This is a genomic window from Vibrio sp. bablab_jr001, from assembly GCF_016464285.1.
Classification (GTDB): domain Bacteria; phylum Pseudomonadota; class Gammaproteobacteria; order Enterobacterales; family Vibrionaceae; genus Vibrio; species Vibrio fluvialis.
Genome location: NZ_JACDWZ010000041.1, coordinates 62657 through 89646, shown reverse-complemented (window position 1 = coordinate 89646; position 26990 = coordinate 62657). Strand labels below are relative to the sequence as shown.

The window sequence follows — 26990 nt, the reverse complement described above, 5'->3', positions numbered from 1 at the left end:
GAAAAAAGCAAAAACGATCTAATCGTTAATACACAAAATTTATTGCCTGCATCACGATAACTGTCTGATGGCTCAATAATTGCTAAATCGAAGAGACAAACCGCACTAACATGTCTGATGATGATCGTGAACGGCTTTTCGTCAGTCAGCATAAGAAAAGAACGAATTAGGTATCCCCATGTCAGAAACACAAACTTCCTTATTAGACACGGAAAAAACCGAAACTATCTGGCCCATGGGCTGCGATCTGGTGGCACATGAAATCACGACGGGAATGTGGGTCACCACACAATGGCAGCTGAAAGGATTTCAATTGCAAGCGAAGGATGCGCCATTTCCCGCCGTGTTGGAATTGTTTCGCGATGAGCGCACCGACTACCGCTTTAACTTGAGCTCTCAGCAACCCAAACTGTTTCTGGTGTTAGAAAACCCGGAAGAGGACACCCAGCCAAAGATCATCCGCCTGACAGCGTCTCAGAGTGTGGCCGGTCAGTATATGGATGGTGACTATTTGGTGCTGTCTAATGAGATGCCTCTGCCAGTGCAAGCCTGGATGGAAGCCTTTATCGGCCGCAATGGGGAATTACTCGAAGTAAAACGTAAAAAGCGCAAAGGCGCGGGGAGAGCCAGTGGCCAGTGATTCGTTTTTATCTCGTTGGTCCAAGCGTAAGCTGGAACCTCAAGAGGAATCAGCGTTAGTTGAAGAGCCCACTGCGAGCGTCGAAACCGAATCGGAGCATACCGAAGACGTTGAACTCACAGAAGCTCATACAGGTAGCTCTGAAGAGACTACCCAAAACACCAAAGAGCCTTCGATTGCTGCCTTGCTCGCTTCTGAAGCGACTCAGCAGGTAAAAAAAGCGGCGCTGCGTAAACTGTTTTTGAGTGGCGAGTTCAGTGAAGTCGATCGCCTCAACGATTACGACCATGACTACACCGCAGTGAAATCGCTCAGCGCTGAAGTGGCTCAGGGATTACGAGATTGGATGAACAAAGCCGATGATCATATGCAAACTGCCGACGCGGACGAGAAACACGAAGGTGAAAGTATCCACATCGACTCAACGCCAAGTGAATCTGGACAAACCGCTGAGGCAGAACTTACCCAGACCCCAGATTCCGATACGGGTATCCCTGAGACAAAAATTACCACATGAAAAATAGGTACATTTTGACCTAACGACACACCGACAAGGTGAGACAAATTGTCTCACCTTTCTTTTTTGTCCCAACTTGGTGGCGACTATTTACGCTAACCAACTGTATTTCATGGTTAATTCAGGTTGGAACACTAATTGCTATTTTCATCAAAAAGAGCGAACACTCGAGATTCGCTCAGATAATGGAAACGAGCAATGTTAAAACAATTTCTGCAACAAGCGACTTCACCGAATGGAAGTGCGCGGTGGTTTGCTATTGAGAACACCGTCGAACTGACTAATTTGATTCCGCCAACCGTCAGCTATGAAAGCGGCGGGCATACTTTGATTCTCGGTCCTACCAGTCTTATCGAGCGCACGGCGCTGCAATTATCCCAAATGGCCTCCGTCACTCTGCTGTCGATTGATGGCGAGCAGGGCACTCATGACAAACTTTACTTCGCGGATACCGTTGAAATCAGCGGCTTTTTAGGTGCGTTTAAAGTCACCGTTGAGAATCATGGCCTGAATATTAATCTCGCCAATGCGGCTATTGATCACGACTGCTTTGATATCGTGCTGGATATGTCGCTCAATGGTGTGATGAACGAAGAAGTGCCTGTTCCGGGCTATTTCCCAGTCGGTCGCGGCTTTCCAAAACTCTCCGATGCGCTGGAAGAAATACCGGAACTGATGGGGACATTTGATAAACCGAAATATTTCCGTCTTGATAACGATTTGTGCGCGCACTCATCGCGCGGCGTAAAAGGTTGTGAACGTTGTGTCGATGCGTGTCCGGCAGGCGCTTTGTCCAGTGAAGGGTCAGAAAAGATCGGTCATCGCATTCAAATCAACCCCTATCTGTGTCAGGGCATCGGTACCTGCGCGACCTCCTGCCCGACAGAAGCAATTCACTACGCGCTGCCAAACCCGACCGATACGCAGAAATTCATTGAGCGTTTGCTGAATAACTATCATCAGGCTGGCGGCGAAAAGCCGATAGTGCTGATCTGTAGCTCGCGTCACGAACAATACAACCTGATGGCGCTGCGAGTACTGCCTGAAAACGTCATTCCAGTGACGGTCGAAGAGCTGCCTTCGGTCGGTATCGATACCTGGTTTGCTGCGCTGGGAAATGGCGCAACTCAGGTACTGTTTGCCGCCAGTCGACACATGCCGCCAACCATTCTGCGCATTCTCAATCAGGAAGTGAGTATGGCGCAGAGTTTTCTGGCCCATCTCGGCATTCGTAAAGAAACCATCGACATTCTCTATCTCGAATCACTACGCGAAGCGGCGCCGACACTGTGCGATGAGCCACTTGGCCTGAATTTGGGAGAGCTGGAAGGCAAAAAACGCGACCGTTTATATGTCGCGCTTGATGCGCTGGCGACGGCGCGTGGCACAGAACCTGGCGCGCAACCACTGGCGGCCACTGCACCTTATGGTGCGATTGAGTGTTCGACTGCCGATTGCACCTTGTGCATGAGCTGTGTCGCGGTGTGTCCAACCCGAGCACTGCATCACGAAGGCGATTCTCCCTCACTCAAATTCATTGAACAAGACTGCGTGCAATGCGGTTTGTGCGTGAAAGCATGCCCAGAGAAAGCGTTAACGGCGGTTCAACAACTCAATTGGAACGCCGCTCAGCGCCAATCGGTGGTGACTTTGCATCAGGAAGAACCAGCAAAATGCCTGCGTTGCCATAAACCTTTTGCGCCGCAATCAATGATCACCATGCTACAAAATAAGTTACGCGGTCACTCACATTTCTCTGATCAGGCGTCACTCGATCGCATTGCGATGTGCGAGGACTGCCGTGTTGTCGATGTGTTTGAGTCGATGGCGAGCGATCCAGAAAAACAACTGCGCTACTGAGGAGCACGAGATGGAACACGATTCGTTGAATGAAACTACCGCATCGATGCGATCCGATATCTATCTGTTGCTGGCTACGCTGCTGCGCGATGCTCCGTCGCCTTCGCTGGTGGACTTCCTCAGCCAGTTAGAGAACGAGAACAATGGCACACCGATGGCAGATGCATGGCGCGCACTGAGTGCTGCGGCTCAAACCGTTGAGCGTGATGAACTGGAACAGGAGTACCAAGAGCTGTTTATCGGCATCGGCCGTGGCGAGGTTGTACCTTTTGCATCGTGGCACCTGACCGGTTCGCTGATGGAAAAGCCACTGGCAGAAATCCGCTTCCATTTAAATGAACTCGGGCTCGAGCGCGATGAGTCGGTGAAAGAACCCGAAGATCACATGGCGGCATTGTGTGAAACCATGGCGTATCTGTGCGAGAGCGACGGCAGCGCTCAACAGGCGTTCTTTAATCGCCACATTTCACCGTGGTTTGAAAAGCTGGTGGATCAGATTCAACACGCTCAGCACGCCCGGTTTTATCTGTCTGTGGCTCAGCTGCTTCAGGCCTTTCTCTCACTGGAGAATATCGCCCTGACGCAAGCACCGCCGAACCGCCGAAATACACACCGGATTGAGGTGAAAAACCTCACCGACAAAGCTCAACAATGAATATAACAAAGCAGACGAACCAATCCATGTTGACCACTCCGTATTGGAAAGCGGGAACGGGAAAAGGAAGCAATGATGAAAAATGAAAAACCGATTAACGAAAGCAGACGTGAACTGCTCAAAGGTCTGGGAACCGCTGCTGTTGCAGGTGCCGTTGTCGCTGGTGTTTCTCAGCAAGCTGTCGCGAGCGAGAGTCCTGTCGAAACTAAAAACACTCTGAAAAAAGGGTATCACGAAACTCAGCACATTCGTGATTACTACGAAACGCTATAGGAGCGCAGCGATGAGATTAACCAAACGTTCAGACAGCACGAGCAAGGAACAGAATCAGCTGGGCATCAGCCGCCGTGCATTCATGAAAAATACCTCTTTGGCCGCTGGCGGTGCTGCGGTTGGCGCTGCACTATTTGCGCCAGGCATGATCAAGAAAGCGCAAGCGAATGAAGTCGATCGCAGCGCAAAAACCGAAGTCAAACGTACCATTTGTTCACACTGTTCTGTGGGCTGTGGGATTTACGCCGAGGTTCAAAATGGCGTATGGACCGGCCAGGAGCCTGCATTCGATCATCCGTTTAATGCCGGCGGCCACTGTGCAAAAGGCGCTGCGCTGCGCGAACACGGCCACGGTGAACGCCGCCTCAAATATCCGATGAAATTGGAAGGTGGCAAATGGAAAAAGATCTCCTGGGATCAAGCCATCAATGAAATCGGTGACGAGGTGATGCGGATTCGTGAAGAGTCCGGCCCGGATTCGGTCTACTGGCTGGGCAGTGCCAAACACAGCAACGAGCAAGCGTATCTGTTCCGCAAAATGGCGTCGATTTGGGGCACCAACAACGTCGACCACCAGGCGCGTATCTGTCACTCCACCACGGTCGCAGGTGTTGCCAACACCTGGGGGTATGGCGCAATGACCAACTCGTTTAACGACATGCACAACTGTAAGTCGATTCTGTTTATCGGTTCCAACCCCGCCGAAGCGCACCCGGTAGCGATGCAGCACATCCTGATCGCGAAAGAGAAGAACAGTTGTAAGATCGTGGTTGCGGATCCTCGTCGCACTCGCACCGCAGCAAAAGCGGACTATTTTGTCGCTCTGCGTCCGGGTACGGATGTGGCCTTTATCTGGGGCATTCTGTGGCACGTTTTCAACAATAAATGGGAAGACAAAGAGTTCATCCGCCAGCGCGTATTTGGCATGGATGAGATTCGTGCTGAAGTCGAGAAATGGAACCCAAAAGAAGTTGAGCGCGTCACGGGCATTTCAGAAGAAGAGGTCTACCAGACCGCGAAAATTCTGTCTGAGAACCGTCCGGGTTGCGTAGTGTGGTGTATGGGCGGAACCCAGCACACCACGGGTAACAACAACACCCGTGCGTACTGTGTGCTGGAATTGGCACTGGGTAACCTGGGTAAGTCGGGTGGCGGCGCAAACATTTTCCGTGGCCACGATAACGTGCAGGGCGCAACAGACCTTGGCGTGCTGTCGCATACGCTGCCTGGCTACTACGGACTGGCAGATGGTGCGTGGAAACACTGGTGCCGCGTTTGGGATATTGACTTTGCCTGGCTGAAAGATCGTTTTGATCAAAACGAATATCGCGGTCAGAAACCAATGAACAATATGGGCATTCCGGTTTCTCGCTGGATTGATGGCGTGCTGGAAAACAAAGAGAACATCGAACAACGCGACAACATTCGCGCCATGTTTTATTGGGGCCATGCGGTGAACTCGCAGACCCGCGGTGTTGAAATGAAAAAGGCGATGGAAAAGCTGGATATGATGGTCATCGTGGACCCGTATCCCACCGTCGCTGCGGTCATGAACGATCGTACCGACGGCGTGTATCTGCTGCCGGCTACCACACAATTCGAAACCTACGGCAGTGTGACGGCGTCCAACCGCTCGATTCAGTGGCGTGATCAGGTCATTCAACCGCTGTTCGACTCTAAGCCAGACCACGAAATCATGTACCTGATGTCGAAAAAACTCGGTATCGCCGATCAAGTATTCAAACACATTCAGGTTGAGAACAATCAACCGGTAATTGAAGACGTCACTCGCGAATTCAACCGCGGCATGTGGACTGTCGGTTATACCGGTCAGAGCCCTGAGCGTCTCAAAGCGCACCAACAAAACTGGCACACATTCCATAAAACCACGTTGGCAGCAGAAGGCGGACCAGTGCACGGTGAAACTTACGGCTTACCTTGGCCATGTTGGGGCACGCCAGAAATGAAACACCCGGGCACACACATTCTGTACGACACGTCCAAAACCGTTGCCGATGGCGGTGGTACTTTCCGTGCGCGCTACGGGGTGGAATTCGAAGGTAAGAGCCTGCTGGCGGAAGACAGTTTCTCGAAAGGCAGTGAGATTGAAGACGGCTATCCGGAATTCAGCGATAAGATGCTGAAGCATCTGGGATGGTGGGACGATCTGACACCAGAAGAGAAAGCGGAAGCCGAAGGTAAGAACTGGAAAACCGACCTTTCCGGCGGTATTCAACGTGTGGCGATCAAACACGGCTGTATTCCGTTTGGTAACGCCAAAGCCCGTGCGATTGTCTGGACTTTCCCTGACCGCGTGCCTCTGCACCGCGAACCGCTCTATACGCCGCGTCGCGACCTGATTGCCGATTACCCAACGTGGGACGATGCCGAGTCGATTTATCGTTTACCAACCCTGTACAAATCGATTCAGGATAAAGACGTCTCGAAAGAGTACCCCATCATTCTGACGTCCGGCCGTTTAGTGGAATACGAAGGTGGCGGTGAAGAAACTCGTTCAAACCCTTGGCTGGCCGAGCTTCAACAAGAGATGTTTGTCGAAGTGAACCCGAAAGATGCCAACGATCTCGGCTTTAAAGATGGCGAGTACGTGTGGGTGGAAGGCGCAGAAAAAGGCCGCATCCATGTGAAAGCCATGGTCACACGCCGCGTGAAACCGGGCATGGCGTTCATTCCATTCCACTTCGGCGGTATTTATCAGGGCGAAGATTTAAGCAGCAAATACCCAGAGGGCACTCAACCTTACGTTGTCGGTGACTCAGCGAACATTGCGACCACCTACGGTTACGATCCAACCACTCAAATGCAGGAAACCAAAGTCACCCTGTGTAACATTCGTAAGGCGTAAGGAGCGCAATTATGGCCAGAATGAAATTCCTATGTGACACCAAACGCTGTATCGAGTGTAACGGTTGTGTCACCGCATGTAAGAACGAAAACGACGATGCATTAGAGTGGGGCATTCAGCGCCGCCGCGTTGTCACCCTGAACGATGGCGAGCCGGGCGAAAACTCGATTTCCGTAGCGTGCATGCACTGTACGGATGCGCCATGTATGGCGGTGTGTCCGGCGGACTGCTTTGTGCATACCGAAGACGGGATCGTGCTGCACAACAAAGATCTGTGTATCGGTTGTGGTTACTGCCTGTTTGCGTGTCCGTTTGGCGCGCCACAGTTTCCGAAACAATCGGCATTCGGTGAACGCGGCAAGATGGACAAATGTACCTTCTGCGCCGGCGGTCCCGAAACTGAGCCCGGTTCTGAGGAAGAGCGTAAGAAATATGGCGCCAACCGTATTGCTGAAGGCAAGTTGCCCATGTGTGCCTCTCTGTGCTCAACCAAAGCACTGATGGCAGGTGATGCCGAAAAAGTGTCTGACATCTTCCGTCAACGCGTCGTGGAGCGCGGTGCGAAAGGTGCAGGTTGGACAGACGGTGAAGATCTCTCTTACGACGCAACAAGGAGCTAAGTGGTGATGCGACATAGATTGATGCGCGCCACTCGTTATGTGCTGCCGCTATTGGCAGCACTGATGTGCTTTGCTGTTCAACCTTCGTTTGCCGAAGAGAAAAGCAAACCGGACGTGGTGCAAAGAGAAATAACCCAACTGGCCGGGGCTGATTACTGGCGTCAGGTTCGCCAAGGAGAAGAGGGGTATACGACTTCTCAATCTCCTGAACACGGTGTTTTGATCAGTAAACCCGGTGAAACCTGGTTCATCCTGAAAGAGAAATGGATGTCTCCAGCCGGTGCAGTCGCCATTTTTGGCAGCATTGCCATGGTGATTCTGGCGTACGTGCTGCTTGGCCCCTTAATGCTGAGCAAGCCGCGAACCGGCCGCAAGCTCAAACGCTGGTCGCGCCTTGATCGTGCGCTGCACTGGAGCATGGCGTTTACCTTTTTGACCCTGGCGTTTAGTGGTTTGATGCTGGTTTATGGCAAACATTTCCTTAAGCCGTATGTACCGACAGAACTGTGGGGCTTTATCGTGTATGCCGCCAAGCAGTATCACAACTATATGGGCCCGATTTTCTTCGTTCTGCTGCTGTTTATTCTGCTCAAGTGGTGGCGTAAATCGCTGTTCAATAAAGTGGATCTCCAGTGGTTTATGAAGCTGGGCGGCATGGCGGGCAAACATAAAGGCAGTCATCCTTCGGCCGGATTCTCCAATGGCGGTGAAAAGGCCATCTACTGGCTTCTGATCTTCTTTGGAACCTTTGCCGCTTTCAGCGGTTTGGTGCTCGATTTCCCAATTTTTGGCCAGACTCGCCGAGATATGGAGCTGTCGAATCTGACGCACATGGTGTCAGCGTTGATCCTGATCTGTGGCTTTATCTTCCACATCTACATCGGTTTGTTCGGTATGGAAGGCGCGCTGGAAGGCATGGTGACGGGTAAAGTTGATGAAACCTGGGCCAAAGAGCATCACGATCTTTGGTACGAAGAGATGAAACAGCAAGGCCAGATTGAAGCGGCTGAAACCGCAGAAACCAAGGCACCGAAAGTCGCTACAGGAGAGCCAAAGCATGAAACCCGCTAGTCAAAATAGTGCGTTGTGGTTTGTGTATATTGCGAGCCTGCTGACCCCGTTCACCTGTTTGCTGTCCGGAGTTATCGGGATTATTTACGCAGGCTATCGTCTGGACAAGAACGAAGATGGGGAGGTGGCGAATTCTCACTATTACGGACTGATTCGCAGCTTCTTTCTGTTTCTGACGTTTTTCGTGGTGTTGCTCGTCACGGTCGCGACCTCAAATGGGTTGATCATCGGGGTGAACCGGTACTGGTATGCTCATTCATGGTTAAGTACCGTGGGTTATGCTATTCCGTATATCGGTGCGTTCATCGCACTGTTTGCCATCGCAATCTGGATAGGACGAATGGTGCAGGGGATGAGTCAGTTAAAAAACGACATTCCTCACAAACCATCCAAAGGTCCCAACCTCTGATTACGCACCCGGTTTAATACCGGGTGTTTTTTTGCCACATCTCTGTGCGCATCAATATTGTGCTTTTGATCCATACTAGTGCAACAAAGCGCCATCACTTGACTCAATAACGAATCATTCTCGATTACCAATCTCAGATAAAACCATATTTATCATTAAGTTAAATAAAAATAGTTTCTTGTTCATACTCTTATTAATAATTGGAACACATCTTGCTCCATGAGAGAAAAATTATAACTTCCTCACCAATTTGGTGAATTTTTAAACAAGTGGCACAGGATTAGTGCACCACTTTGCAATGGAGTATAACGAGAATGAGTGAAACCGTAAGTCAGGTACAAGGTGCCGTTCAAACCCTGACCCAAAGTTCAGATACCTTATTTTTGCTGCTTGGCGCCATTATGGTGTTTTTGATGCACGCGGGATTTGCATTTCTGGAAGTGGGAACCGTACGAAAGAAGAACCAAGTCAACGCGTTGGTTAAAATTCTCGCCGACTTCGGCGTCTCTACCATCGCGTACTTCTTTATTGGTTACTGGATAGCTTATGGCGCCAACTTCTTTTCTGATGCCGCGACGTTGTCGCAAGGCAACGGCTACGAGCTGGTTAAATTCTTCTTTTTGCTGACGTTTGCCGCAGCCATTCCCGCCATCGTATCGGGCGGCATTGCTGAGCGCGCCCGTTTTTACCCAATCCTGATGGCCACATTTTTTACCGTTGGTTTGGTCTACCCATTCTTCGAAGGCATCATCTGGAACGGTAACTTTGGTATTCAAGCCTGGTTTGAAACCACATTTGGTATGGGTTTCCATGATTTTGCCGGCTCTGTGGTGGTTCATGGCGTTGGCGGCTGGATTGCGCTGATCGCGGTTATCTTTCTCGGCATGCGTAAAGGCCGTATTCGTGCGGGCAAACACACCAACTTTGCGCCGTCCAACATTCCGTTTCTGGCGTTAGGCGCTTGGATCCTGTGTGTGGGTTGGTTCGGCTTTAACGTCATGTCTGCGCAAACACTGAATGGTATCAGTGGCTTGGTGGCAATGAACTCATTGATGGCGATGGTTGGTGGTATTCTGGCCGCACTGGTCGTGGGTAAAAACGACCCGGGCTTTATCCACAACGGTCCGCTTGCTGGTTTAGTCGCTGTGTGTGCTGGCTCCGATCTGATGCATCCACTGGGCGCATTGGTCACTGGCGTTGTCGCTGGCGCATTGTTTGTCTGGCTGTTTACTCAGCTACAAAATAAAACCAAAATTGATGACGTATTGGGTGTATGGCCACTACACGGCGTGTGCGGAGCCTGGGGCGGCATCGCCGCTGGCATCTTCGGCCAATCGGCTTTGGGTGGTCTGGGAGGCGTCAGCTTCACCGTTCAGGTAATAGGCACGCTAATGGGGATTGCAGTTGCAGTCGTCGGTGCATTTATCGTTTACGGCACACTGGATAAAGTGTCTGGTTTACGCCTGTCCGAAGAAGACGAATTCAACGGCGCAGATTTGGCCATTCATAAAATTTCATCGGTTAACGAAGAGTAATCGGCCACATTCTGCAATGAAAGAGCGGGCCATGTGCCTGCTCTTTTGTTTTTGAGGTCACAGAAGTTAGTTTCACTGTTTAAATTTATACTATGGTCTAACCCCCAAAACTAGGGATGTCCGGGCATCGGTGCTAAGCTAGCCGAAAAGCAAAACAAAAGGATGTTGTATGAATTTTCCGTATCGCAATGTTGTCATCCTGACTGGCGCGGGCATCTCAGCAGAATCCGGTATTCAGACTTTCCGTGCCCAGGACGGACTTTGGGAAAATCACCGAATCGAAGATGTCGCCACTCCGGAAGGGTTTGAAAGAGACCCGGATCTGGTGCAAGACTTCTACAATCAGCGTCGTCGTAAACTGCAATCCGAGAGCATTCGACCAAATGCTGCGCACATCGCACTCGGTAAGCTGGAACAAGAACTCGACGGCAACGTCACCATCATTACTCAGAACATCGATAACCTGCATGAGCGGGGCGGAAGCCACAACGTTATCCATATGCATGGAGAACTGCTTAAAGCGCGTTGTAGCGTCTCTAATCAGGTTATTGAGCACAAAGAGGATCTGCTGACAGGGGAACTGTGTCATTGCTGTCAGATTCCCTCTCAGCTGCGCCCGCACATTGTCTGGTTTGGTGAGATGCCGCTGCGTATGGGCGATATCTATGCTGCGCTGGAAGAAGCCGACCTGTTTATTTCAATCGGCACCTCCGGGGTCGTCTATCCGGCGGCAGGTTTTGTGCACGATGCCAAAATGCATGGCGCGCATACGATTGAAATCAACCTCGAACCCAGTGCGGTTGAGAGCGAGTTTGCCGAGAAGCGCTACGGTAAAGCGAGTGTCGAGGTTCCGCAGTTAGTGGAAGAGATACTGGCGTTGCAAAAGCCGTCGTTCAAGCACGCGTAAGCTTGAGCTGAATAAGAAAAAAGCGGCCAATGGCCGCTTTTTTAGTTGTTGTTCACTTTGAGTTTCTGGAAGTATTCCTCGTAAAGCGCCGCCGCTTCACCCACTTCGTCTTGCCAAACGCCACTGTCCATCACCGACTGGGGAGGGAAGACGTTAGGATCGTTGGCAAACTCAGCTGGCAGCAGCTTATAAGCGGTTTTAACCGGAGTCGGATAACCAATCTCCAGTGCAATTTTCGCCGCATTCTCAGGACGCAGCAGGAAGTCGATCATCTTATGCGCAGCTTCAACGTTCTTAGCACCAGCAGGAATCGCCAGGCTGTCCATCCAGAAGATGGTGCCTTTTTCAGGCCAGATGATTTCAATTGGCGCGCCTTCTTCACGAGCCATGTAAGCCGAACCATTCCACAGCATACCCAGAGACACTTCACCGGCCAGATATGGGTTTGCAGGGAAATCTGAGTTGAACACCAGCACGTTTGGCATCAGCTTCTTCAGCTCATGATAAGCAGCTTCAATCTCTTTCGGATCTGTGGTGTTAGGGGAGTAACCCAGCTTAGTCAGTGCGATGTGGAACACTTCACGAGCGTCATCCATCATCATCAATTGACCTTCCCATTTGGCATCCCACAGGTCGCCCCAGTTTTTCACTGATGATTTGTCGAGCATGTCAGTATTGATACCGATACCCGTAGCACCCCAGATATAAGGGATTGAGTATTTGTTATCCGGATCGAAAGGCTTATTTAAATAGTTAGGATCCAGATCCGCAAAGTGACTCAGCTTTGACTTGTCGATTTCGCGCAACATACCTTCTTTGCGCATTTTTGAAACGAAGTAGGTTGACGGTACAACCAGATCGTACCCCGAGCCTTGAGTCTTCAACTTCGCGTACATGCTCTCGTTGGATTCGTAGGTGGAGTAGATGACTTTGATTCCGGTTTCCTTAGTGAAGTCTTCCAAAACTTCATTAGGAATATATTCAGACCAGTTGTAGAAATAGAGTTCTTGGTCCTCAGCCATTGCATTGGTAGTGAATAGAGTCGCAGCACATAATGCGCCAGCATACAGTTTACTTTTCATTACTTTTCCATGATTTAGTGCAAGAGCCTAATCAGGCAAGAGCGAGTTTATAGAAGGGGACGAGTATAACAGCTCAAAAAAAAATAGGCAGCTAATGCCGCCTATTTCATTCATTTTAAGGGAGTTATTGACCCGCTTTCAGCTTCATGAAGTAGTCTTCATATTTCACTGTTTTGTCGCCAACAGCTGCTTGCCATTCTACGCGATCAAGATCTTCCTGAGATGGGAACAGTGGTGCCACATCTTTGAACTTGTCGTTCGATGCTTTAACACCCGTCAGGTAGCCTGTGTCACGTGAGATTTGCTCTGCGATTTCAGGACGTAGCAGGAAGTCGATCATCTTATGTGCCGCTTCAATGTTTTTCGCGCCTGATGCGATAGCAAAGTTATCAACCCAACCGATACCGCCTTCTTTAGGGAAAACAAGTTTCAGTGGCAGACCTTCTTTCTGGGCCGCTGCCGCAGAACCGTTCCACAGCATACCCAGACCAACTTCACCTGACAGGTAAGGTGCTGCTGGGTTATCTGAGTTGAATACCAATACGTTTGGCATCAGTTTTTGTAGCTCGGCGTATGCTTCGTCGATCTGTTTGTCGTCAGTGGTGTTACCTGAGTAGCCCAGCTTGCGCAGCGCAATGTGGAACACTTCGCGAGTGTCATCCATCAGCATCAGTTGACCAGCCAGTTCCGGTTTCCACAGGTCGCCCCAGCTTTGGAAATCGTTTGGATCATACATGTCTGTGTTTACCGCCAGACCAGTAATCGCCACAACGTGAGGAATAGAGTAGTCGTTGTTTGGATCATAAGGTTTGTTCAGATAGTTTGGATCCAAGTTTTTGAAGTTTGATAGTTTAGACTTATCAATTTTCTGAAGCATACCTTCATCACGCATCTTAGAGACGAAGTAGGTTGAAGGAACAACCAGATCGTAACCTTCGTTATGCGTTTTTAGCTTGGCATACAGTGTCTCATTCGACTCGTAAGTCGAGTAGATGACTTTGATGCCTGTTTCTTTCGTAAACTGTTCCAGAATGCCGCTGTTGATGTACGGTCCCCAGTTCATGAATACCAGCTCTTTATCTTCCGCTGCTGCTGTACCAGAGAACAGGGAAAGCGCACATGCACTACCAGCTAATAGAGTAGCCCATTTTTTCATTGACGTTAGCTCCAAACCAAACGTTGCCCAACGGGGCGTTAGATAGAAAAACAGAATGACGTAAGTCATTCTGTTTCGTGCCTTTTTAGAAAGTGGATTCTACTTCACTTTTTCCCTTGCTAACAACTGTGAAGTGATAACAAGTATTAACGAAACCACTAACATTACTGTAGCAAGTGCGTTGACTTCAGGTGAAATACCCACTTTAACCATGGAATAAATCTTCAACGGCAGGATTTCATACGTCGGGCCGGTGACAAAAGAGCTGATAATCACGTCATCCAGAGACAAGGTGAAACTCAATAGCCAACCCGCAGCGACGGCCGGTTTCGCCAATGGCAGAATGATTTTCTTCAAGATCACCCACTCACTGGCGCCTAAGTCTTTTGCAGCTTCTAACATTTTCACGTCAAAACCATTCAGGCGGCTGTATACCGACACAACGACGAATGGCAAACAGAATGTAATGTGCGCAATCAGCAGGGTAAAGAAGCCCAGTTTTGCGCCCAACACTAAGAATAGCGCAAGCAGAGAAATTGCCATCACAATATCTGGGGACATCATCACAACAAACAGCATGCCGTTGACCATGTTCTTACCTTTGAATTGGTAACGGAACAGGGCAACTGCTGTCAGGCTGCCGATAATTGTCGCTGCTGTCGCCGAAAAGACCGCAACGTTCAGTGAGTGCCAAGCCGCTTGCATCAGGCTGTCGTTTGCCACCAGAGCGTGATACCACTTGGTCGTGAAACCACCCCATTTAATGCCGAATTTGTTGTCGTTGAACGAGTTGGCAATCAGCACGATGATTGGTAGGTACAAAAACAAGTACACCAAGCTCATAAAGCTAAATCTAACTGCTTTTCCCATTAGTCCAGCTCCACTTTCTTGTTCAATAATTTACCTGCTCGGTAGTACGCATACAGCATGATTGCCATCGCAATCGTCAGTGCAATACTGGTTGCTGCGCCAAACGGCCAATCACGAGCGTTGAGGACCTGGCTCTTAATCACGTTACCAATCAGCAGGTTCTTCGCACCGCCCAGAAGGTCAGCGATATAGAACATCCCCAGAGCAGGAAGCAGAACCAACAGGCAACCGCCGATGATGCCAGGCATCGTCAGAGGCAGAATCACTTTCGTCAGCGTTTGCAGCTTATTTGCGCCCAGGTCACGAGCGGCTTCGATGTAAGTGCCATCGAGCTTCTCGATTGCCGAGTAGAGGGGCAGAATCATAAACGGCAGCAGAATGTACACCAGACCGATCATAACCGCCGTTTCGGTGTACATCAGTCGCAGCGGTGAATCGATCAGACCCATGCCCATCAGAGCTTGGTTAAGAATGCCTTGCGTACCCAGAACAATCTTCAAACCGTAAGTACGGATCAGAGAGTTAGTCCAGAACGGCACAATCACCAGAAACAGCATGATAGGGCGCCATTTCACCGGCATTTTCGCCACGATATACGCAAACGGGTAACCGATGATCAGACACAGAATCGTCGCGACAATGGCCATGTAGAACGAGTGCATCATCACTTTGGCGTACAGCGGATCCAGCAAGCGAGCGTAGTTTTCAAACGTGAACGTCAAATCAATCAGATTCGCTTCGTCACGAGTCAGAAAACTGGTACCGATAATCATCAGGTTAGGAAGCAGTACGAACAGCACCAACCAACCGACGATAAGGGTAATAATCGCGTTCTGAAGACTAAGCTTTTTGCTCATCATTGAGGACTACCTCCCAGCTTTCAACCCAAGTGATAGCGACTTTCTGGCCGATAGAGTGATCCACATCCGGATCATCTTCGTTAAAGAATTCGCTGACCAATACGCGCATACCAGAATCTTCCAGCTCGATAATCGATTCCAGAGTCATACCTTTGTAAGTACGGTCGGTCACGTGACCCACGATACCGTTGGTTTCAGACTCTTTGATTTCTTCAATGCGTAAGTCTTCAGGACGAAGGAGGACTTGCAGCTTTTCACCGGCGTTAACAGCGTTGTCGTAGTAAACAATCGCGTCTACACCATCAATATCGACACGTACGCGCTTCTCATCCAGACGCTCTTGAGCGACGGCGTTGAACACGTTGATTTCGCCGATAAAGCGAGCCACAAACAGGTTTTTAGGATCTTCGTAAATTTCACGCGGAGAGCCATCTTGCTCGATCACACCGTCGCGCATAACAATGATGCGATCAGACATCGACAGGGCTTCTTCCTGATCGTGTGTTACGAAGATAAAGGTAATGCCTAGTTGGCGTTGCAGCTGTTTCAGCTCGATTTGCATCTGCTTACGCAGTTTGTAATCCAGAGCAGACAGAGACTCATCCAGTAGCAGTACTTTAGGTTTGTTGACCACAGCACGCGCAATCGCGATACGTTGTTGCTGACCACCAGAAAGCTGGTGAGGTTTACGCTGGGCCATCTGTTCCAGGCGCACCATCTTCAGAGCTTCCAGAACACGAGGTTCAATTTCTTCGGTAGGTACTTTCTGCATACGCAGACCAAACGCAACGTTTTCGAACACCGTCATATGTGGGAATAGCGCATAGCTTTGGAAGACAGTGTTGACGTGTCTTTGTTCAGCAGGAACTGAAGTTACATCTTGACTATCCAGCAGAATCTGACCTTCATCTGCCGTCTCAAAACCAGCAATCATTCTCAGTACGGTTGTTTTACCACAACCAGAGGGACCTAATATGGTTAAGAATTCACCGTGGTTTACATCAAGATCTAAGCGACTGATGATTTCCTTACCATCAAAACTTTTGCTAATGCCAGAAAGACGAATAACTGGCTTTCCTACTGAATTTTGTTCGTTCAACGTCTGTTTTTCTCCCACCTTGGTCCGTAGAGTAACTCTACTGATTAGACCTGTTGCAATACACCAAGTAAGGCGCGAATCATAATCATCAAAAGTACGAATTCAAAGTTTTTTCTTATTCTGAAACAGAAAAAATTTTGCACCTAAAAGGAAAGATTACTTACCATAGGCGCTTCGCCTAACTCTCAATGGTTTCAAGTGGTTAATTATCAACCATACTTTTCAGAAAGCAAGATGAGTTTGGCACGCAGATTTTAGACTCGGTAGCATTTCAGTATAATGACCGAATATTTTTATCTGTCATATTTAGATCGCGTTTTTGACAAGCCAAATTAGGGCACATTATGAACAACGATATGGAAAGAGATTTCAATTTAGGTGGGACGGTTGAGCAAGCGCTGTCGGGCCAGTATCAACTGAAAATAGGCGAGGTTTTTAAAGAAGCCTGGGACTCGACCATCAAGCATTTTCTTTCTTTTTCTCCGGCTATTGTCATGCTGATTATTGTACAGCTGGCGATTTTCTTCATCGCATTGAAACTGCAACTGGGTGATCCTTCCGTCATCATCACTGCAATTAATCAGGATGGCGCTTTCCCGGAAGGGCTGGTTCAGGCTATTTTTATTGCCAACTTCAGCTATGAAGTCGTCAGTGCACCGATTTATGCGGGTGTCAGCCTGATGGCGATGAGCCACGCTGCTGGCCTGACGACGAAAACCCGTCATATCAGCAAGGGGCTGCAATTTACCGTTCCGGTTATCATCGCAACGTTGTGCGGTTTAGTGCTGCAGGGGATTGGTGGCATGCTGTTTCCTCTGTTGTCCATGTACTTCTCGTTGGCGTTCAGCAACTCCGTTTTATTGATCTGTGAAAAGCACGTTTCTCCGCTGCAATCACTGTTGCTGTCACTGCGAGCAGTGAACAAGAAACTTCTGCAACTTGCCATCATCTATATGGTGATGATGATGCTGTTTGTCGCCGCAGCATTGTTTTATGGCATTGGCCTGATTTTTGTCCTTCCGTTTTTCTTCCACGTGAAAGGCATTATCTACCGTAACATGTTCGGTATCCGTTTGAAGATCGTCGCTGCGCCACCGTCTGATGATGACAATAACCACAACCAAGATCCGCAGGTGTTTGATGCGTAAATATCTCGCTCTGTCTGCCGTTGCTGTCATAGCCAGCTGCAGCGTTTACTATGTAAAACAACACAATACAGAAACGGTTTCTGTCGAGCTTAAAGGTAAGGCCATATCCGAAGCCCCTGATTTTTCGGCGATTGCCGATGTCTCTGAGAAAAAGCACGCCTTTTTCTCTTACCTTAAGCCCGGAATTGCACTCGAGAACGAACGAGTGATGAAAGAGCGCAAAACGCTAAAACGCATTCAGGAACACTTTGATCAGGGGAGAACCTCTGAAAAGGATCTCGAAGACGCGAAACGTCTGGCTAAGCTCTACAAAGTCGAATTAACAGAAAGTAAAGTCACGTCCAAGTGGCTGAGCGTGATGCAACATCGTGTTGATGTGTTACCTGAAGCATTGGTATTAACTCAGGCGGCGAACGAATCCGCTTGGGGTACGTCACGCTTTGCTCGTGAAGCCAACAATTACTTTGGCCAGTGGTGTTACACTCAGGGCTGCGGTTTGGTGCCTTTGGCCCGCGCAGAAGGTATGACACACGAAGTGGCGAAGTTTAAATCCGTGCAGGAATCTATCCATCGTTACTTTATGAATGTAAACCGCAACGCCGCATACTACGATTTGCGCAAAATTCGTTACGATTTGCGTAAAGAACAAAGCGATCTACTCAGCGTTGAAACGGCGGTCGCTCTGACCAACGGCCTGATGAAATATTCAGAACGTGGCGAAGATTACGTGTCGGATTTACAGACCATGATTCGTCATAACGAAAAATACTGGCTCAACTAAGCATGAAAAAACCATTTTCAACCTTAATGCTCGCCGCATGTTGCGCGGGCATCTCTGCGCCAACGTGGGCGCAAGAGTACATGTTTACCTATTCAAAACTGTACTCACAAATGAAAAACAACGTGAAGGAAAACCACGAGGACGTCAAAGTCGGCTTCTTCTTTGTTGACGCAGACAGCAAACAGTTATGCCGCATTGAAAAGGCCTGGATGGAAAAAGAGGAGCATTATGAGGAGCTCACACCGTCCTCTGGCAACGAGTTAGTGGTGCCGCTCGACAACAATCTTCGTCAGGCCAATCCTTTGGTGTTTGTAGACACACCAAACGACAGACGTTGTGACTTTTCGATGGTTGTTTTGACCAAACAACCACTGGAAGGCAAGGTGAGTTACGCTCAAGTTGAGAAACTTCTACCGCAGATGCAAAGCATGCTGGAGGATCTGGGCGGTATGTTTGCCAGTTGGTTTACACCAGCCGTCACTGGCGTAACACTGGAATTTGCTCACGATGTGAATTCACCCATCGAGCTTAGCAACGGTTCAACCATTCCAGTGATCAACGGAAAGGCTCAGGTTGAGCTTTCGCAAATCGGGCCAGACGGTTGGATGTCATTGCCACAGGCAACCACACGCGTGCTGCCATATCTACCGAAAGCCAAGAAGTAAGCAACAAAACAAGCACAAAAAAGGCTGCGAATGCAGCCTTTTGTTTTTCTATCAGATATTCGTGACATCAAGCTTCAGGCTTGGATCAAATTCCATCACCATATCTTCGTCTTCAAGCTGTTGCACCGGCATCTCTTCTTTATCGAAGCCAATATCGCCGCCGTTAATTACACCGGAATCACGGTTGATGGATTTAAAATCAAACAGTTCGAAGTCCGCTAGGTGGCTGGGTACCACGTTCTGCATCGCACGGAACATTGTCTCGATACGTCCTGGGAATTGCTTATCCCAAGCATTCAACATTTGCTTAATGTTCTGACGCTGCATGTTTGGCTGAGAGCCACACAGGTTACACGGAATGATAGGGTAACCGCGCAGATCCGAGTACTTAATGATGTCTTTCTCACGGCAGTAGGCCAGGGGACGAATCACTACGTGCTCTCCGTTATCAGAAACCAGTTTAGGTGGCATACCTTTCATCTTGCCGCCGTAGAACATGTTCAGGAACAGCGTTTCGATGATGTCATCACGATGGTGTCCTAAAGCAATCTTGGTCGCACCCAGCTCTTTTGCGGTGCGGTACAGAATGCCACGACGCAGACGAGAGCAAAGTGAACATGTTGTTTTGCCTTCTGGAATCTTATCCTGAACGATAGAGTATGTATCTTCTTCCACGATCTTGTATTCAACACCGAGGCTCTTTAAGTACTCAGGCAGAATGTGTTCAGGGAAACCAGGCTGCTTCTGGTCAAGGTTTACCGCAATTAGAGAAAATGAGATAGGCGCGCTTTTCTGCAAGCTCATCAGAATGTCCAGCATGGTAAAACTGTCTTTACCGCCGGACAGACACACCATGATGCGATCGCCGTCTTCAATCATGTTGAAGTCAGCAATAGCCTGACCAGTATTGCGACGAATGCGCTTTTGCAATTTATTGAAATTGTAGTGTTGAGCTTTGGTCAACTCTTGAGTTTGCTCTGTCATCAGCCTGCAGTCTTTATTCTTCAAAACAAAATGAAGTGCGTATGATACGGATAAATTGAACAGATGCTAGTGCTAGAAAAGAAAAAATCCCCAGCTGAACAGCCGAGGATTGATGATGGTAACCGATGGCGCTATACCGCCGTTTTTGGATCAAGAGGGCTAATGTAGCCAGGCGGTTTCAGCGCAAGTACATCACAATTAATCTTATCAATCACATGCTCAGCGGTATTGCCGATAAACACCGCTGACAAACCAGTACGGCCTGTCGTACCGAGAATCACCATGGCTGCACTCAATTTTTCGGCGGCTTCTGGGATAACATCCTCAGGCAAACCTTGTTGAACGATCGTCTGCGCTTCATCAATACCATGTTTTTGGCGCAGCGCTTTCATCGATGTTAGATGATGACCACGTACCGCATCGGTGTAAGTCGTTGGGTCGAATTCGGGCAATTCTATGGTGATATTCGCTGGCGTCACAGGGTAGGCATTCACCAAATAGGGTGTCGCTCCCAGACGAGACGTCAGACTCAACAGTTGATCCACCATGATGTCATTGAGCTGCAGGTGTGTTTCTACTTCCGAGCCAACGTGTACCGAAGCGATGATGTTGGCGTCCTCGGGCCAGGTGGCATTCTTAACCAATAACACAGGTGTCGGACATTTACGCAGAAGATGCCAGTCAGTCGGAGTAAAAATCACTGACTCCAGGACATCGTGCTTGCGAGTACCTTTAATTAGGATGTCATGCTCACCCGCAAATACTTCGCCGATGATCGCTTCGTAGGGGCGGTTATGCCATACAACTTTGACATCAAACATCACCGATTCATCAACGTATGGTTCAGCAACCTTTTTCATCCACTGCTCACGTTGATGAATCACACCTCTGCGCATCGCGTCGCGTTCATCAACTGAAAGCATCGACGTCATATCGTAAGAAAAATCATAGATAGACAAAAAGAAGGTAATGCGACTGGTTGATTTGCTCTTTGCCGCCAGCTGCATCGCACGGGCTAGGGCAGGTTGTTCATCATGGTTGATGTCAGCAACAACTAAGATTTTGCTATAAATGCTCATAACAAACTCCTTGTTAGTGGAGGAGGTTTCTTAGATTTACTTTAGCGCAGTTAATGGAAGAGTTTTAGCTATTTAGAGAGGAAAATCAGAGAAGTATGAAGTAGCTCATTAATGAGCTACTTCATTGAAGTTACTTGCTTTCTTGTGAAACGCCAGCCAGTTCCATCAGTGAGTCATGATCAAGGATAGTAATGTATTTACCCTTAACACTCAGAATTTCAGACTTCTGGAAACGACCCAGTAGGCGACTGATCGTTTCTACGGTGAGCCCCAGATAGTTACCGATGTCACCGCGTGTCATTGTCAGACGGAACTCTCGCGGGCTGAAACCACGTTGAGAGAAACGTGTAGAAAGGTTGTACAGGAACGCCGCCAGACGTTCTTCCGCATTCTTCTTCGACAGCAACAGAATCATTTCTTGATCGCCTTTGATTTCGTTACTCATCAAACGCATGATTTGCTGACGCAGTTTAGGCATTTTACCTGACAGGTCGTCCAGAATTTCGTAAGGAATTTCACACACCATCGACGTTTCCAGCGCCTGAGCGAAACTCGGGTGAGAATCACCAGTAATCGCATCAAAGCCAACTAAGTCGCCAGCCAGATGGAAAGCAGTGATCTGCTCATCACCTTGTTCAGTAATGGTGTAGCTTTTGATTGTGCCAGAACGGATTGCGTACAGAGAACGCAGATCATCACCAGCTTTAAACAGTTCCTGACCTTTTTGAATCGGTTTTTTACGCTCGATAATCTGATCAAGCTGATCCAACTCCGATTCATTCAGAGTAAACGGGATGCAAAGCTGACTAATACTGCAGTCTTGACAATGAATTGCACAACCACCGGATTGAATGCGTTTTGCAGCAGGCTTTTCAGAAATCATAACAACCTTTCACTATTTGATATACATCAATATTTTAGCATCCCTTAACCCCAAAGGATAGCGAAAATAATTGTGCAAAAAATCAACTACCTAAACTAAGGTAATCAGCATATTTATGGCTCCGACACCGGTATATACGCCATAAACGATAATAAACATTGCCGCTATATGACGAAATATTTTCGATTGTTGCAACTCTTTTATTTTTGTTGCGCCAAAACCAACCAAAAGCATCGCAGGCAATGTTCCTAAACCAAACGCGCCCATAACAAGAGCGCCTTGCAAAAAACCACCCGAAACCGCGGCCCAAGTCAAAATTGAATACACCAATCCACATGGCAACCAGCCCCAGATAAAACCAAACGGTAGGGCATACCAGCTTTTCTTTAGCGGCAGAAGCGCTTTCCCTGCGGGCGAAATGTGTTTCCATAGTCGTTGGCCCAAAGCCTCGAGTTTAAGCACACCAAACCACCACCGGCCAACGTAAAGTCCAAGACCAATCATCAACACAGCAGCCAACAGTCGTAACCAGACCAAGAAATGATTGATATCAGCCACAGCTGAAAGAGAAGCAGTTAAACCGCCAACAATCGCGCCAAACAGCATGTAGCTGCCAATCCGGCCAAAATTGTAAAAGAACAGCGGCGCAGAAGGGTTAGATTGATGGTTTAGAGTGAGGAGAGCGCCAAGACCGCCGCACATACCCATGCAGTGTCCAGCGCCCAGCAAACCAATCACAAACGCTCCGATAAAATCGGGGGTCATTGTTTGTCCTTGGTCGATTTTTCAACTTGCTCGTCATCTTCAAACAGAATGTTGTGCCCCTGACGTTCAAGATCCTCAAACTGTTCGCTTTTCACTGCCCACAGAAAAATAGCGACGGCAACGCAGACAAGCACAATAGCGATAGGGATCAGAATATAGAGGCTTTCCATTTACTTACCTTGCTCTTTCAACAAACGAAGAGAGTTGGATACTACTATAATTGAGCTGGCAGACATACCCACCACTGCCACATATGGCGCAACTAAGCCAGCCACTGCAAGTGGCAAAATCAGCACGTTGTATCCCAACGACCAGGCCAGATTTTCACGAATAATACGGCGGGTTTTGAGTGCTAATGCGCGAGCCTCCAGCAGTTTATCCAGTTTATCGCCGAGCAAAACCATGTCTGCTGACGCTTTCGCAACATCGGTCCCACCACCCATCGCAACTGAAATATGCGCCCCAGCAAGTGTAGGGGCATCGTTAATCCCATCACCAACCATCATCGTGATATCTTGTGCATTGATCTTATTCAGATACGCCAGTTTATCTTCCGGTTTGGCCTGAGCGATAACATGATCAATCCCCATCTGACGCGCGACGGTTTGCGCGTTTGCTTCGGAATCACCGGTCAACAAAGTGATTCGGATACCGGCATCATGAAACTTGTCGATGAATGTCTTCGCTTCTTTGCGCACTGGATCTTGGTAAAAAAACGTCGCAACGTGTTCACCACCAATCGCGAGATAAATGGCATTCACTTCACCTTGGCTGGCGTTACTTAAAACAAATTCCGCGCTACCGATTTTCACATCATGCGTGCCATATTGACCCACAACGCCAGAGCCGATCACGTTCTGTACTTGTTCAACAACAAACGCAGCGTCAGCGTACATTCTGAATGCCTTGGCAATGGGATGGTTCGCGTGTTGTTCCAGTGATGCGGCCAGCGCCAGACATTGCTCTTCTGTCCAAGAAGAGTGAAGCGCAACCCGACAGATTTCGATATTGCCGTGCGTCAGGGTGCCCGTCTTATCGATCACCAAATGATTCACTCTGCATAGAGTTTCGAAAACGTGGCTCTTGCGGAGCAAAATACCAAAACCGCCCATGCGAGAGGTAGCACAAGTAAGCGCGGTAGGCGTTGCCAGAGACAAGGCACAAGGGCAAGTGGCCACCAATACAGACAACATTATCCAGAACGCGTCATCCGGCTTTGCTTGATGCCAATAGAACCATGTCCCAGCGGCAATGATCAAAATCACGGCGACGAAGTAACGCGCCACAACATCCGCAATTTCAGCAATACGCGGTTTGGAAGACTGTGCATCATCCTGCAGACGCACAATATTGGAGATGACCGAATCCGCCTTAGAGGCTGTGACTTCAAGCTCGAATGCTTCCTCGCCATTCAGCGTTCCGGCAAAGACCGCATCGCCTTTATTTTTCACGACCGGCAGTGACTCACCGGTGAGCATAGATTCATCCACATGGACTCGGCCCCGTATGATTTTGCCGTCAGCGGGAATGTGTTCACCCGGCAAAACTCGAATTTGATCGCCCAGTTGCAGCGTTTTCACCGGCACCTGTTGCCCATCCAACGTGGTGGCAATCGCAGGAATCAATTTGAGCAGGTTACCACTCGCCGCCGCCGCTTTGCGGCGTGCGCGCATCTCAAGAAAGCGTCCGACTAACAGAAAGAATGTGAACATGGAGATTGACTCAAAAAAGACTTCGCCTTTTTGCGTCACGGTTGCGACAAGACTGGCCACATAAGCAAAAATCAACGCAATCGACACGGGGACATCCATGCCAAGTGTTCGACCTTTGATACTGCGCCACGCGTTAAAATAAAATGGTAGCGCAGAGTAGAGCAGTACAGGAGTCGCGAAAATCAGGCTAACCCAGCGAAAGTAGTTTTTAAACTCAGCATCCAAATCACCAAACGCTTCAAGGTACAGTGCCACCGCCAGCATCATAACTTGCATGGTGGCAAGCCCCGCGATCCCCAGGCGATAGAGGTACTGCTTCATCGTCTGGTGATAAAACGCTTCATGCTGATCCGCTTCAAACGGAGCGGCCTTGTAGCCCAGTTTATGGATTTGACTGAGAATCTCACTCAATTTTGCTTTGGATTTGTCCCAACTCAGCAACGCCCGGTTAGTTGTGGTATTAACACGAATCGACAACACACCCGGTTCATTCGCCAGTTGCTTTTCAATGAGCCAAGCACAAGCCGCGCAAGAGACCCCATCAAGTGACAATGTCACTTCACCACAATCACCGTTATTTCGGACAAACTCGGCCTGCACATCGGAATTATCATAATGAATCAGTGACTTAAGCTGTTCTGGTACCAATTCCACTTTTTCGGCTGGTGCTGTGCGGAACTGATAATAGGACACTAGACCGTTATCGACGATGGTTTGCGCCACCGTCTCACATCCCGGGCAACACATCTCCCGCTCTTCACCGAGAATCTCTACCTTGAAATCCGTGTTGGCTGGGACATCTTCACCGCAGTGATAACACGCTTTACTCATGATATTAATAATTCATCAGTTGAGTCGGAGACTCAGTAGGGAAAGTGACTCTGCCTTGAACCAGCCATTCGCTATTGTGGGGAGTGAGTTCAATAAACCAAGGGCCCTGAAGCTCGCTATCTCGATTAATTCGATAGCGACCTTTAGCGTCAGCCGTCAGCAGCATTGAGAAATCACGATCTGGTAGGGTTCGGTGGGCAAACATCGCCTGAATCGCTGGGAAATGATCTAGTTTCCCTTTGTTCAGTTCAATCACAATATCGTTGCCTTCAGAGTAGACAGCGGCATTCAAACCGAGCTCCTTAGCAACATGAATCTTAGACAAATCGATATTGATGCCTTTGCCTTTTTTATAGTAATCCTCAGTCACTAGGGATACCGAATTATTGGAAAACACGATAACAGTAGCAATTGTCCAGACAACGACCGTAAGCGGAAGAATAATCAGAAACCACGGCCAGAATTGTTTATACCAAGGCTTTACCATAAAAAAGTTCTCTACAACAAAAAAGAAGGCTCTAACTTAAAAGAAAGACAGCCCCTTTGAAAGGGGCTGTTATTGGACTGTTACTTATTTGTCTGAATTGCTCAGGCTCCAGACATAAGCAGCAACCAGTTGCACTTTGTCTTCACCTAAAATATCAATCCAAGCAGGCATCACACCTGAGCGGCCGTTAGATACGGTTTCAGTTACCGCTGCGCGCGAATCGCCAAACAGCCAGTCTTGGTCTGTCAGGTCTGGGGCACCCACTGCTGGGTTACCTTTACCATCTGTACCGTGACATGCTGCACACACGACAAAGCGTGCTTTACCAGCTTCTGCCTCACGAGCGTTAACCGAACGACCAGATAAGCTTAGAGCGTAGCTCACGACTTCCTGAACGCCTTGTTCACCCAGTGCATCCTTCCATGCCGGCATTTGGCCGATACGGCCGTGACGAATTGTTGTCACGATAGCATCAGGTTCACCGCCATACAGCCACGCATTGTCAGTCAGGTTAGGGAAACCTTTCTGGCCACGCGCATCTGAGCCGTGACACTGAGAACAGTTTTGCAGGAACAAACGCTGTCCTACTTTCAGTGCATCGGAATCTGCCGCGATTTCAGGAATAGGGCGTAGATCTGAGCCACCATCTTTGTATGCCAGACGTTTGAATGCTTCACCAAAGTAGGTGTCTGCGTCGTCCAGTTCTTTCGCATACTGCACCAGAGTTTTATTTTCCTGAGCAGACGCAATTGAGGCTTTTGATTCTTCCAGTGAGCGAACTCGCTGGTCTGAACTTTGCCAACCTAACACACCTTTAAAGTTACCCAAACCTGGGTAAAGAGTCAGGTAGACAGCAGCAAAAACGAAGGTACTTACAAACAGGTAAGTCCACCATTTTGGCAGCGGGTTGTTAATTTCGCGAATACCATCGTACTCGTGCCCCATGTCTACGCCTTCTTCCACACCCATTTTGTCTTTAAGACACCAAACGAGCAGGAAAGCACAGCCCAACAGGGTTCCCAGTGTGATGACGGTAATCCATAGACTCCAGAATGTTGTCATTACTTAGTCACTCCTTGTTTTTTTGAGGGCGTTTGCGGTTCGTCTGCAAAAATCAGATTGGCAGCCTCATCAAAGCGAGCTTTACGTTTTTTACCGTAGGCCCACCAAACGACGCCAATAAAGCAGACGAAAAGCACTATGGTCCAAATACTGTGAATAGTACCGATATCCAT

28 protein-coding genes are annotated in these 26990 nt (G+C 48.7%); 14 read left to right on the top strand and 14 right to left on the bottom strand.

Annotated elements, in window-relative coordinates:
• Positions 1 to 178: 178 nt before the first annotated feature.
• The 11 genes from JIG40_RS06380 (at position 179) to cobB (ending at position 11353) form a co-directional block, all read left to right on the top strand.
• On the top strand, positions 179 to 640 hold the full coding sequence (locus JIG40_RS06380) for a DUF3305 domain-containing protein (RefSeq protein WP_199464995.1): 462 nt from the start codon (positions 179 to 181) through the stop codon (positions 638 to 640).
• Positions 630 to 1157, top strand: a complete 528-nt coding sequence (locus JIG40_RS06375) for a DUF3306 domain-containing protein (RefSeq protein ID WP_199464994.1) — start codon at positions 630 to 632, stop codon at positions 1155 to 1157. Before JIG40_RS06380 ends, JIG40_RS06375 begins: the two co-directional genes overlap by 11 nt.
• A gap of 198 nt (positions 1158 to 1355) precedes the next feature.
• Complete coding sequence (locus JIG40_RS06370) at positions 1356 to 3017, top strand: 4Fe-4S binding protein (RefSeq protein ID WP_199464993.1); 1662 nt, start codon at positions 1356 to 1358, stop codon at positions 3015 to 3017.
• 10 nt (positions 3018 to 3027) lie between these two features.
• On the top strand, positions 3028 to 3672 hold the full coding sequence (locus JIG40_RS06365) for a molecular chaperone (protein WP_199464992.1): 645 nt from the start codon (positions 3028 to 3030) through the stop codon (positions 3670 to 3672).
• Between the two features lie 75 nt (positions 3673 to 3747).
• Positions 3748 to 3945, top strand: coding sequence for a twin-arginine translocation signal domain-containing protein (locus JIG40_RS06360; protein WP_024374478.1), 198 nt, complete (start codon positions 3748 to 3750; stop codon positions 3943 to 3945).
• Positions 3946 to 3955: 10 nt separating this feature from the next.
• A complete protein-coding gene (locus JIG40_RS06355; protein ID WP_199464991.1) occupies positions 3956 to 6811 on the top strand; it encodes a formate dehydrogenase subunit alpha in 2856 nt (951 codons plus the stop codon).
• A gap of 11 nt (positions 6812 to 6822) precedes the next feature.
• Positions 6823 to 7431, top strand: a complete 609-nt coding sequence (fdh3B, locus tag JIG40_RS06350; protein WP_004725926.1) for a formate dehydrogenase FDH3 subunit beta — start codon at positions 6823 to 6825, stop codon at positions 7429 to 7431.
• Between the two features lie 6 nt (positions 7432 to 7437).
• Entirely contained in the window at positions 7438 to 8502 is a 1065-nt protein-coding gene (locus JIG40_RS06345) for a formate dehydrogenase subunit gamma (protein ID WP_044363109.1), read from the top strand.
• The gene (locus tag JIG40_RS06340; protein WP_020331057.1) at positions 8489 to 8911 is read left to right on the top strand and encodes a hypothetical protein; all 423 of its coding nucleotides are present in this window, start codon (positions 8489 to 8491) and stop codon (positions 8909 to 8911) included. Before JIG40_RS06345 ends, JIG40_RS06340 begins: the two co-directional genes overlap by 14 nt.
• A 314-nt stretch (positions 8912 to 9225) precedes the next feature.
• Entirely contained in the window at positions 9226 to 10446 is a 1221-nt protein-coding gene (locus JIG40_RS06335; RefSeq protein ID WP_020431034.1) for an ammonium transporter, read from the top strand.
• A gap of 169 nt (positions 10447 to 10615) precedes the next feature.
• Positions 10616 to 11353: a Sir2 family NAD+-dependent deacetylase gene (cobB, locus tag JIG40_RS06330; protein WP_024374475.1), complete on the top strand. Its 738-nt coding sequence runs from the start codon at positions 10616 to 10618 to the stop codon at positions 11351 to 11353.
• A gap of 41 nt (positions 11354 to 11394) precedes the next feature.
• On the opposite strand, the gene JIG40_RS06325 is transcribed toward cobB, so the two are convergent.
• The 5 genes from JIG40_RS06325 to potA form a co-directional block, all read right to left on the bottom strand.
• Positions 11395 to 12435, bottom strand: a complete 1041-nt coding sequence (locus JIG40_RS06325; protein WP_020432330.1) for an extracellular solute-binding protein — start codon at positions 12433 to 12435, stop codon at positions 11395 to 11397.
• Between the two features lie 124 nt (positions 12436 to 12559).
• Positions 12560 to 13591: an extracellular solute-binding protein gene (locus JIG40_RS06320; protein WP_024374474.1), complete on the bottom strand. Its 1032-nt coding sequence runs from the start codon at positions 13589 to 13591 to the stop codon at positions 12560 to 12562.
• 99 nt (positions 13592 to 13690) lie between these two features.
• Positions 13691 to 14461: a spermidine/putrescine ABC transporter permease PotC gene (gene potC / locus JIG40_RS06315; RefSeq protein WP_020331062.1), complete on the bottom strand. Its 771-nt coding sequence runs from the start codon at positions 14459 to 14461 to the stop codon at positions 13691 to 13693.
• Positions 14461 to 15318 (bottom strand): spermidine/putrescine ABC transporter permease PotB, encoded by an 858-nt coding sequence (gene potB / locus JIG40_RS06310; RefSeq protein ID WP_024374473.1) that lies wholly within the window; start codon positions 15316 to 15318, stop codon positions 14461 to 14463. The genes potC and potB overlap by 1 nt, the downstream gene beginning before the upstream one ends.
• Positions 15302 to 16438, bottom strand: a complete 1137-nt coding sequence (gene potA, locus JIG40_RS06305) for a spermidine/putrescine ABC transporter ATP-binding protein PotA (RefSeq protein ID WP_020331064.1) — start codon at positions 16436 to 16438, stop codon at positions 15302 to 15304. Before potA ends, potB begins: the two co-directional genes overlap by 17 nt.
• 326 nt (positions 16439 to 16764) lie before the next feature.
• Here potA and JIG40_RS06300 point away from each other — a divergent pair, with 326 nt between their 5' ends.
• From JIG40_RS06300 to JIG40_RS06290, 3 genes are read left to right on the top strand one after another with little or no spacing between them, the layout of a single operon-like run.
• Positions 16765 to 17568, top strand: coding sequence for a hypothetical protein (locus JIG40_RS06300; RefSeq protein WP_158151014.1), 804 nt, complete (start codon positions 16765 to 16767; stop codon positions 17566 to 17568).
• Positions 17561 to 18349, top strand: coding sequence for a glucosaminidase domain-containing protein (locus tag JIG40_RS06295; protein WP_199464990.1), 789 nt, complete (start codon positions 17561 to 17563; stop codon positions 18347 to 18349). The genes JIG40_RS06300 and JIG40_RS06295 overlap by 8 nt, the downstream gene beginning before the upstream one ends.
• A gap of 2 nt (positions 18350 to 18351) precedes the next feature.
• Complete coding sequence (locus JIG40_RS06290) at positions 18352 to 19014, top strand: DUF2987 domain-containing protein (protein WP_158142900.1); 663 nt, start codon at positions 18352 to 18354, stop codon at positions 19012 to 19014.
• 51 nt (positions 19015 to 19065) lie between these two features.
• Here the strand turns inward: JIG40_RS06290 and ttcA are convergent, their stop codons facing one another.
• The 9 genes from ttcA to JIG40_RS06245 form a co-directional block, all read right to left on the bottom strand.
• Positions 19066 to 19998, bottom strand: coding sequence for a tRNA 2-thiocytidine(32) synthetase TtcA (ttcA, locus tag JIG40_RS06285; protein WP_020331068.1), 933 nt, complete (start codon positions 19996 to 19998; stop codon positions 19066 to 19068).
• Between the two features lie 131 nt (positions 19999 to 20129).
• Positions 20130 to 21077 (bottom strand): universal stress protein UspE, encoded by a 948-nt coding sequence (gene uspE, locus JIG40_RS06280; protein ID WP_020331069.1) that lies wholly within the window; start codon positions 21075 to 21077, stop codon positions 20130 to 20132.
• Between the two features lie 130 nt (positions 21078 to 21207).
• Positions 21208 to 21960 (bottom strand): FNR family transcription factor, encoded by a 753-nt coding sequence (locus JIG40_RS06275; RefSeq protein ID WP_020331070.1) that lies wholly within the window; start codon positions 21958 to 21960, stop codon positions 21208 to 21210.
• Between the two features lie 90 nt (positions 21961 to 22050).
• A complete protein-coding gene (locus tag JIG40_RS06270; protein ID WP_020331071.1) occupies positions 22051 to 22725 on the bottom strand; it encodes a sulfite exporter TauE/SafE family protein in 675 nt (224 codons plus the stop codon).
• Positions 22722 to 22895 carry a cbb3-type cytochrome oxidase assembly protein CcoS gene (gene ccoS, locus JIG40_RS06265; protein ID WP_020331072.1) on the bottom strand — a complete coding sequence of 58 codons (174 nt, stop codon included), beginning with the start codon at positions 22893 to 22895 and terminating at the stop codon, positions 22722 to 22724. Before ccoS ends, JIG40_RS06270 begins: the two co-directional genes overlap by 4 nt.
• Positions 22896 to 25268: a heavy metal translocating P-type ATPase gene (locus JIG40_RS06260; RefSeq protein WP_158151021.1), complete on the bottom strand. Its 2373-nt coding sequence runs from the start codon at positions 25266 to 25268 to the stop codon at positions 22896 to 22898.
• A gap of 4 nt (positions 25269 to 25272) precedes the next feature.
• The gene (locus JIG40_RS06255; protein ID WP_020432306.1) at positions 25273 to 25755 is read right to left on the bottom strand and encodes a FixH family protein; all 483 of its coding nucleotides are present in this window, start codon (positions 25753 to 25755) and stop codon (positions 25273 to 25275) included.
• Positions 25756 to 25839: 84 nt separating this feature from the next.
• On the bottom strand, positions 25840 to 26817 hold the full coding sequence (gene ccoP, locus JIG40_RS06250; RefSeq protein ID WP_020432304.1) for a cytochrome-c oxidase, cbb3-type subunit III: 978 nt from the start codon (positions 26815 to 26817) through the stop codon (positions 25840 to 25842).
• A complete protein-coding gene (locus JIG40_RS06245) occupies positions 26817 to 26990 on the bottom strand; it encodes a CcoQ/FixQ family Cbb3-type cytochrome c oxidase assembly chaperone (RefSeq protein WP_020331076.1) in 174 nt (57 codons plus the stop codon). Before JIG40_RS06245 ends, ccoP begins: the two co-directional genes overlap by 1 nt.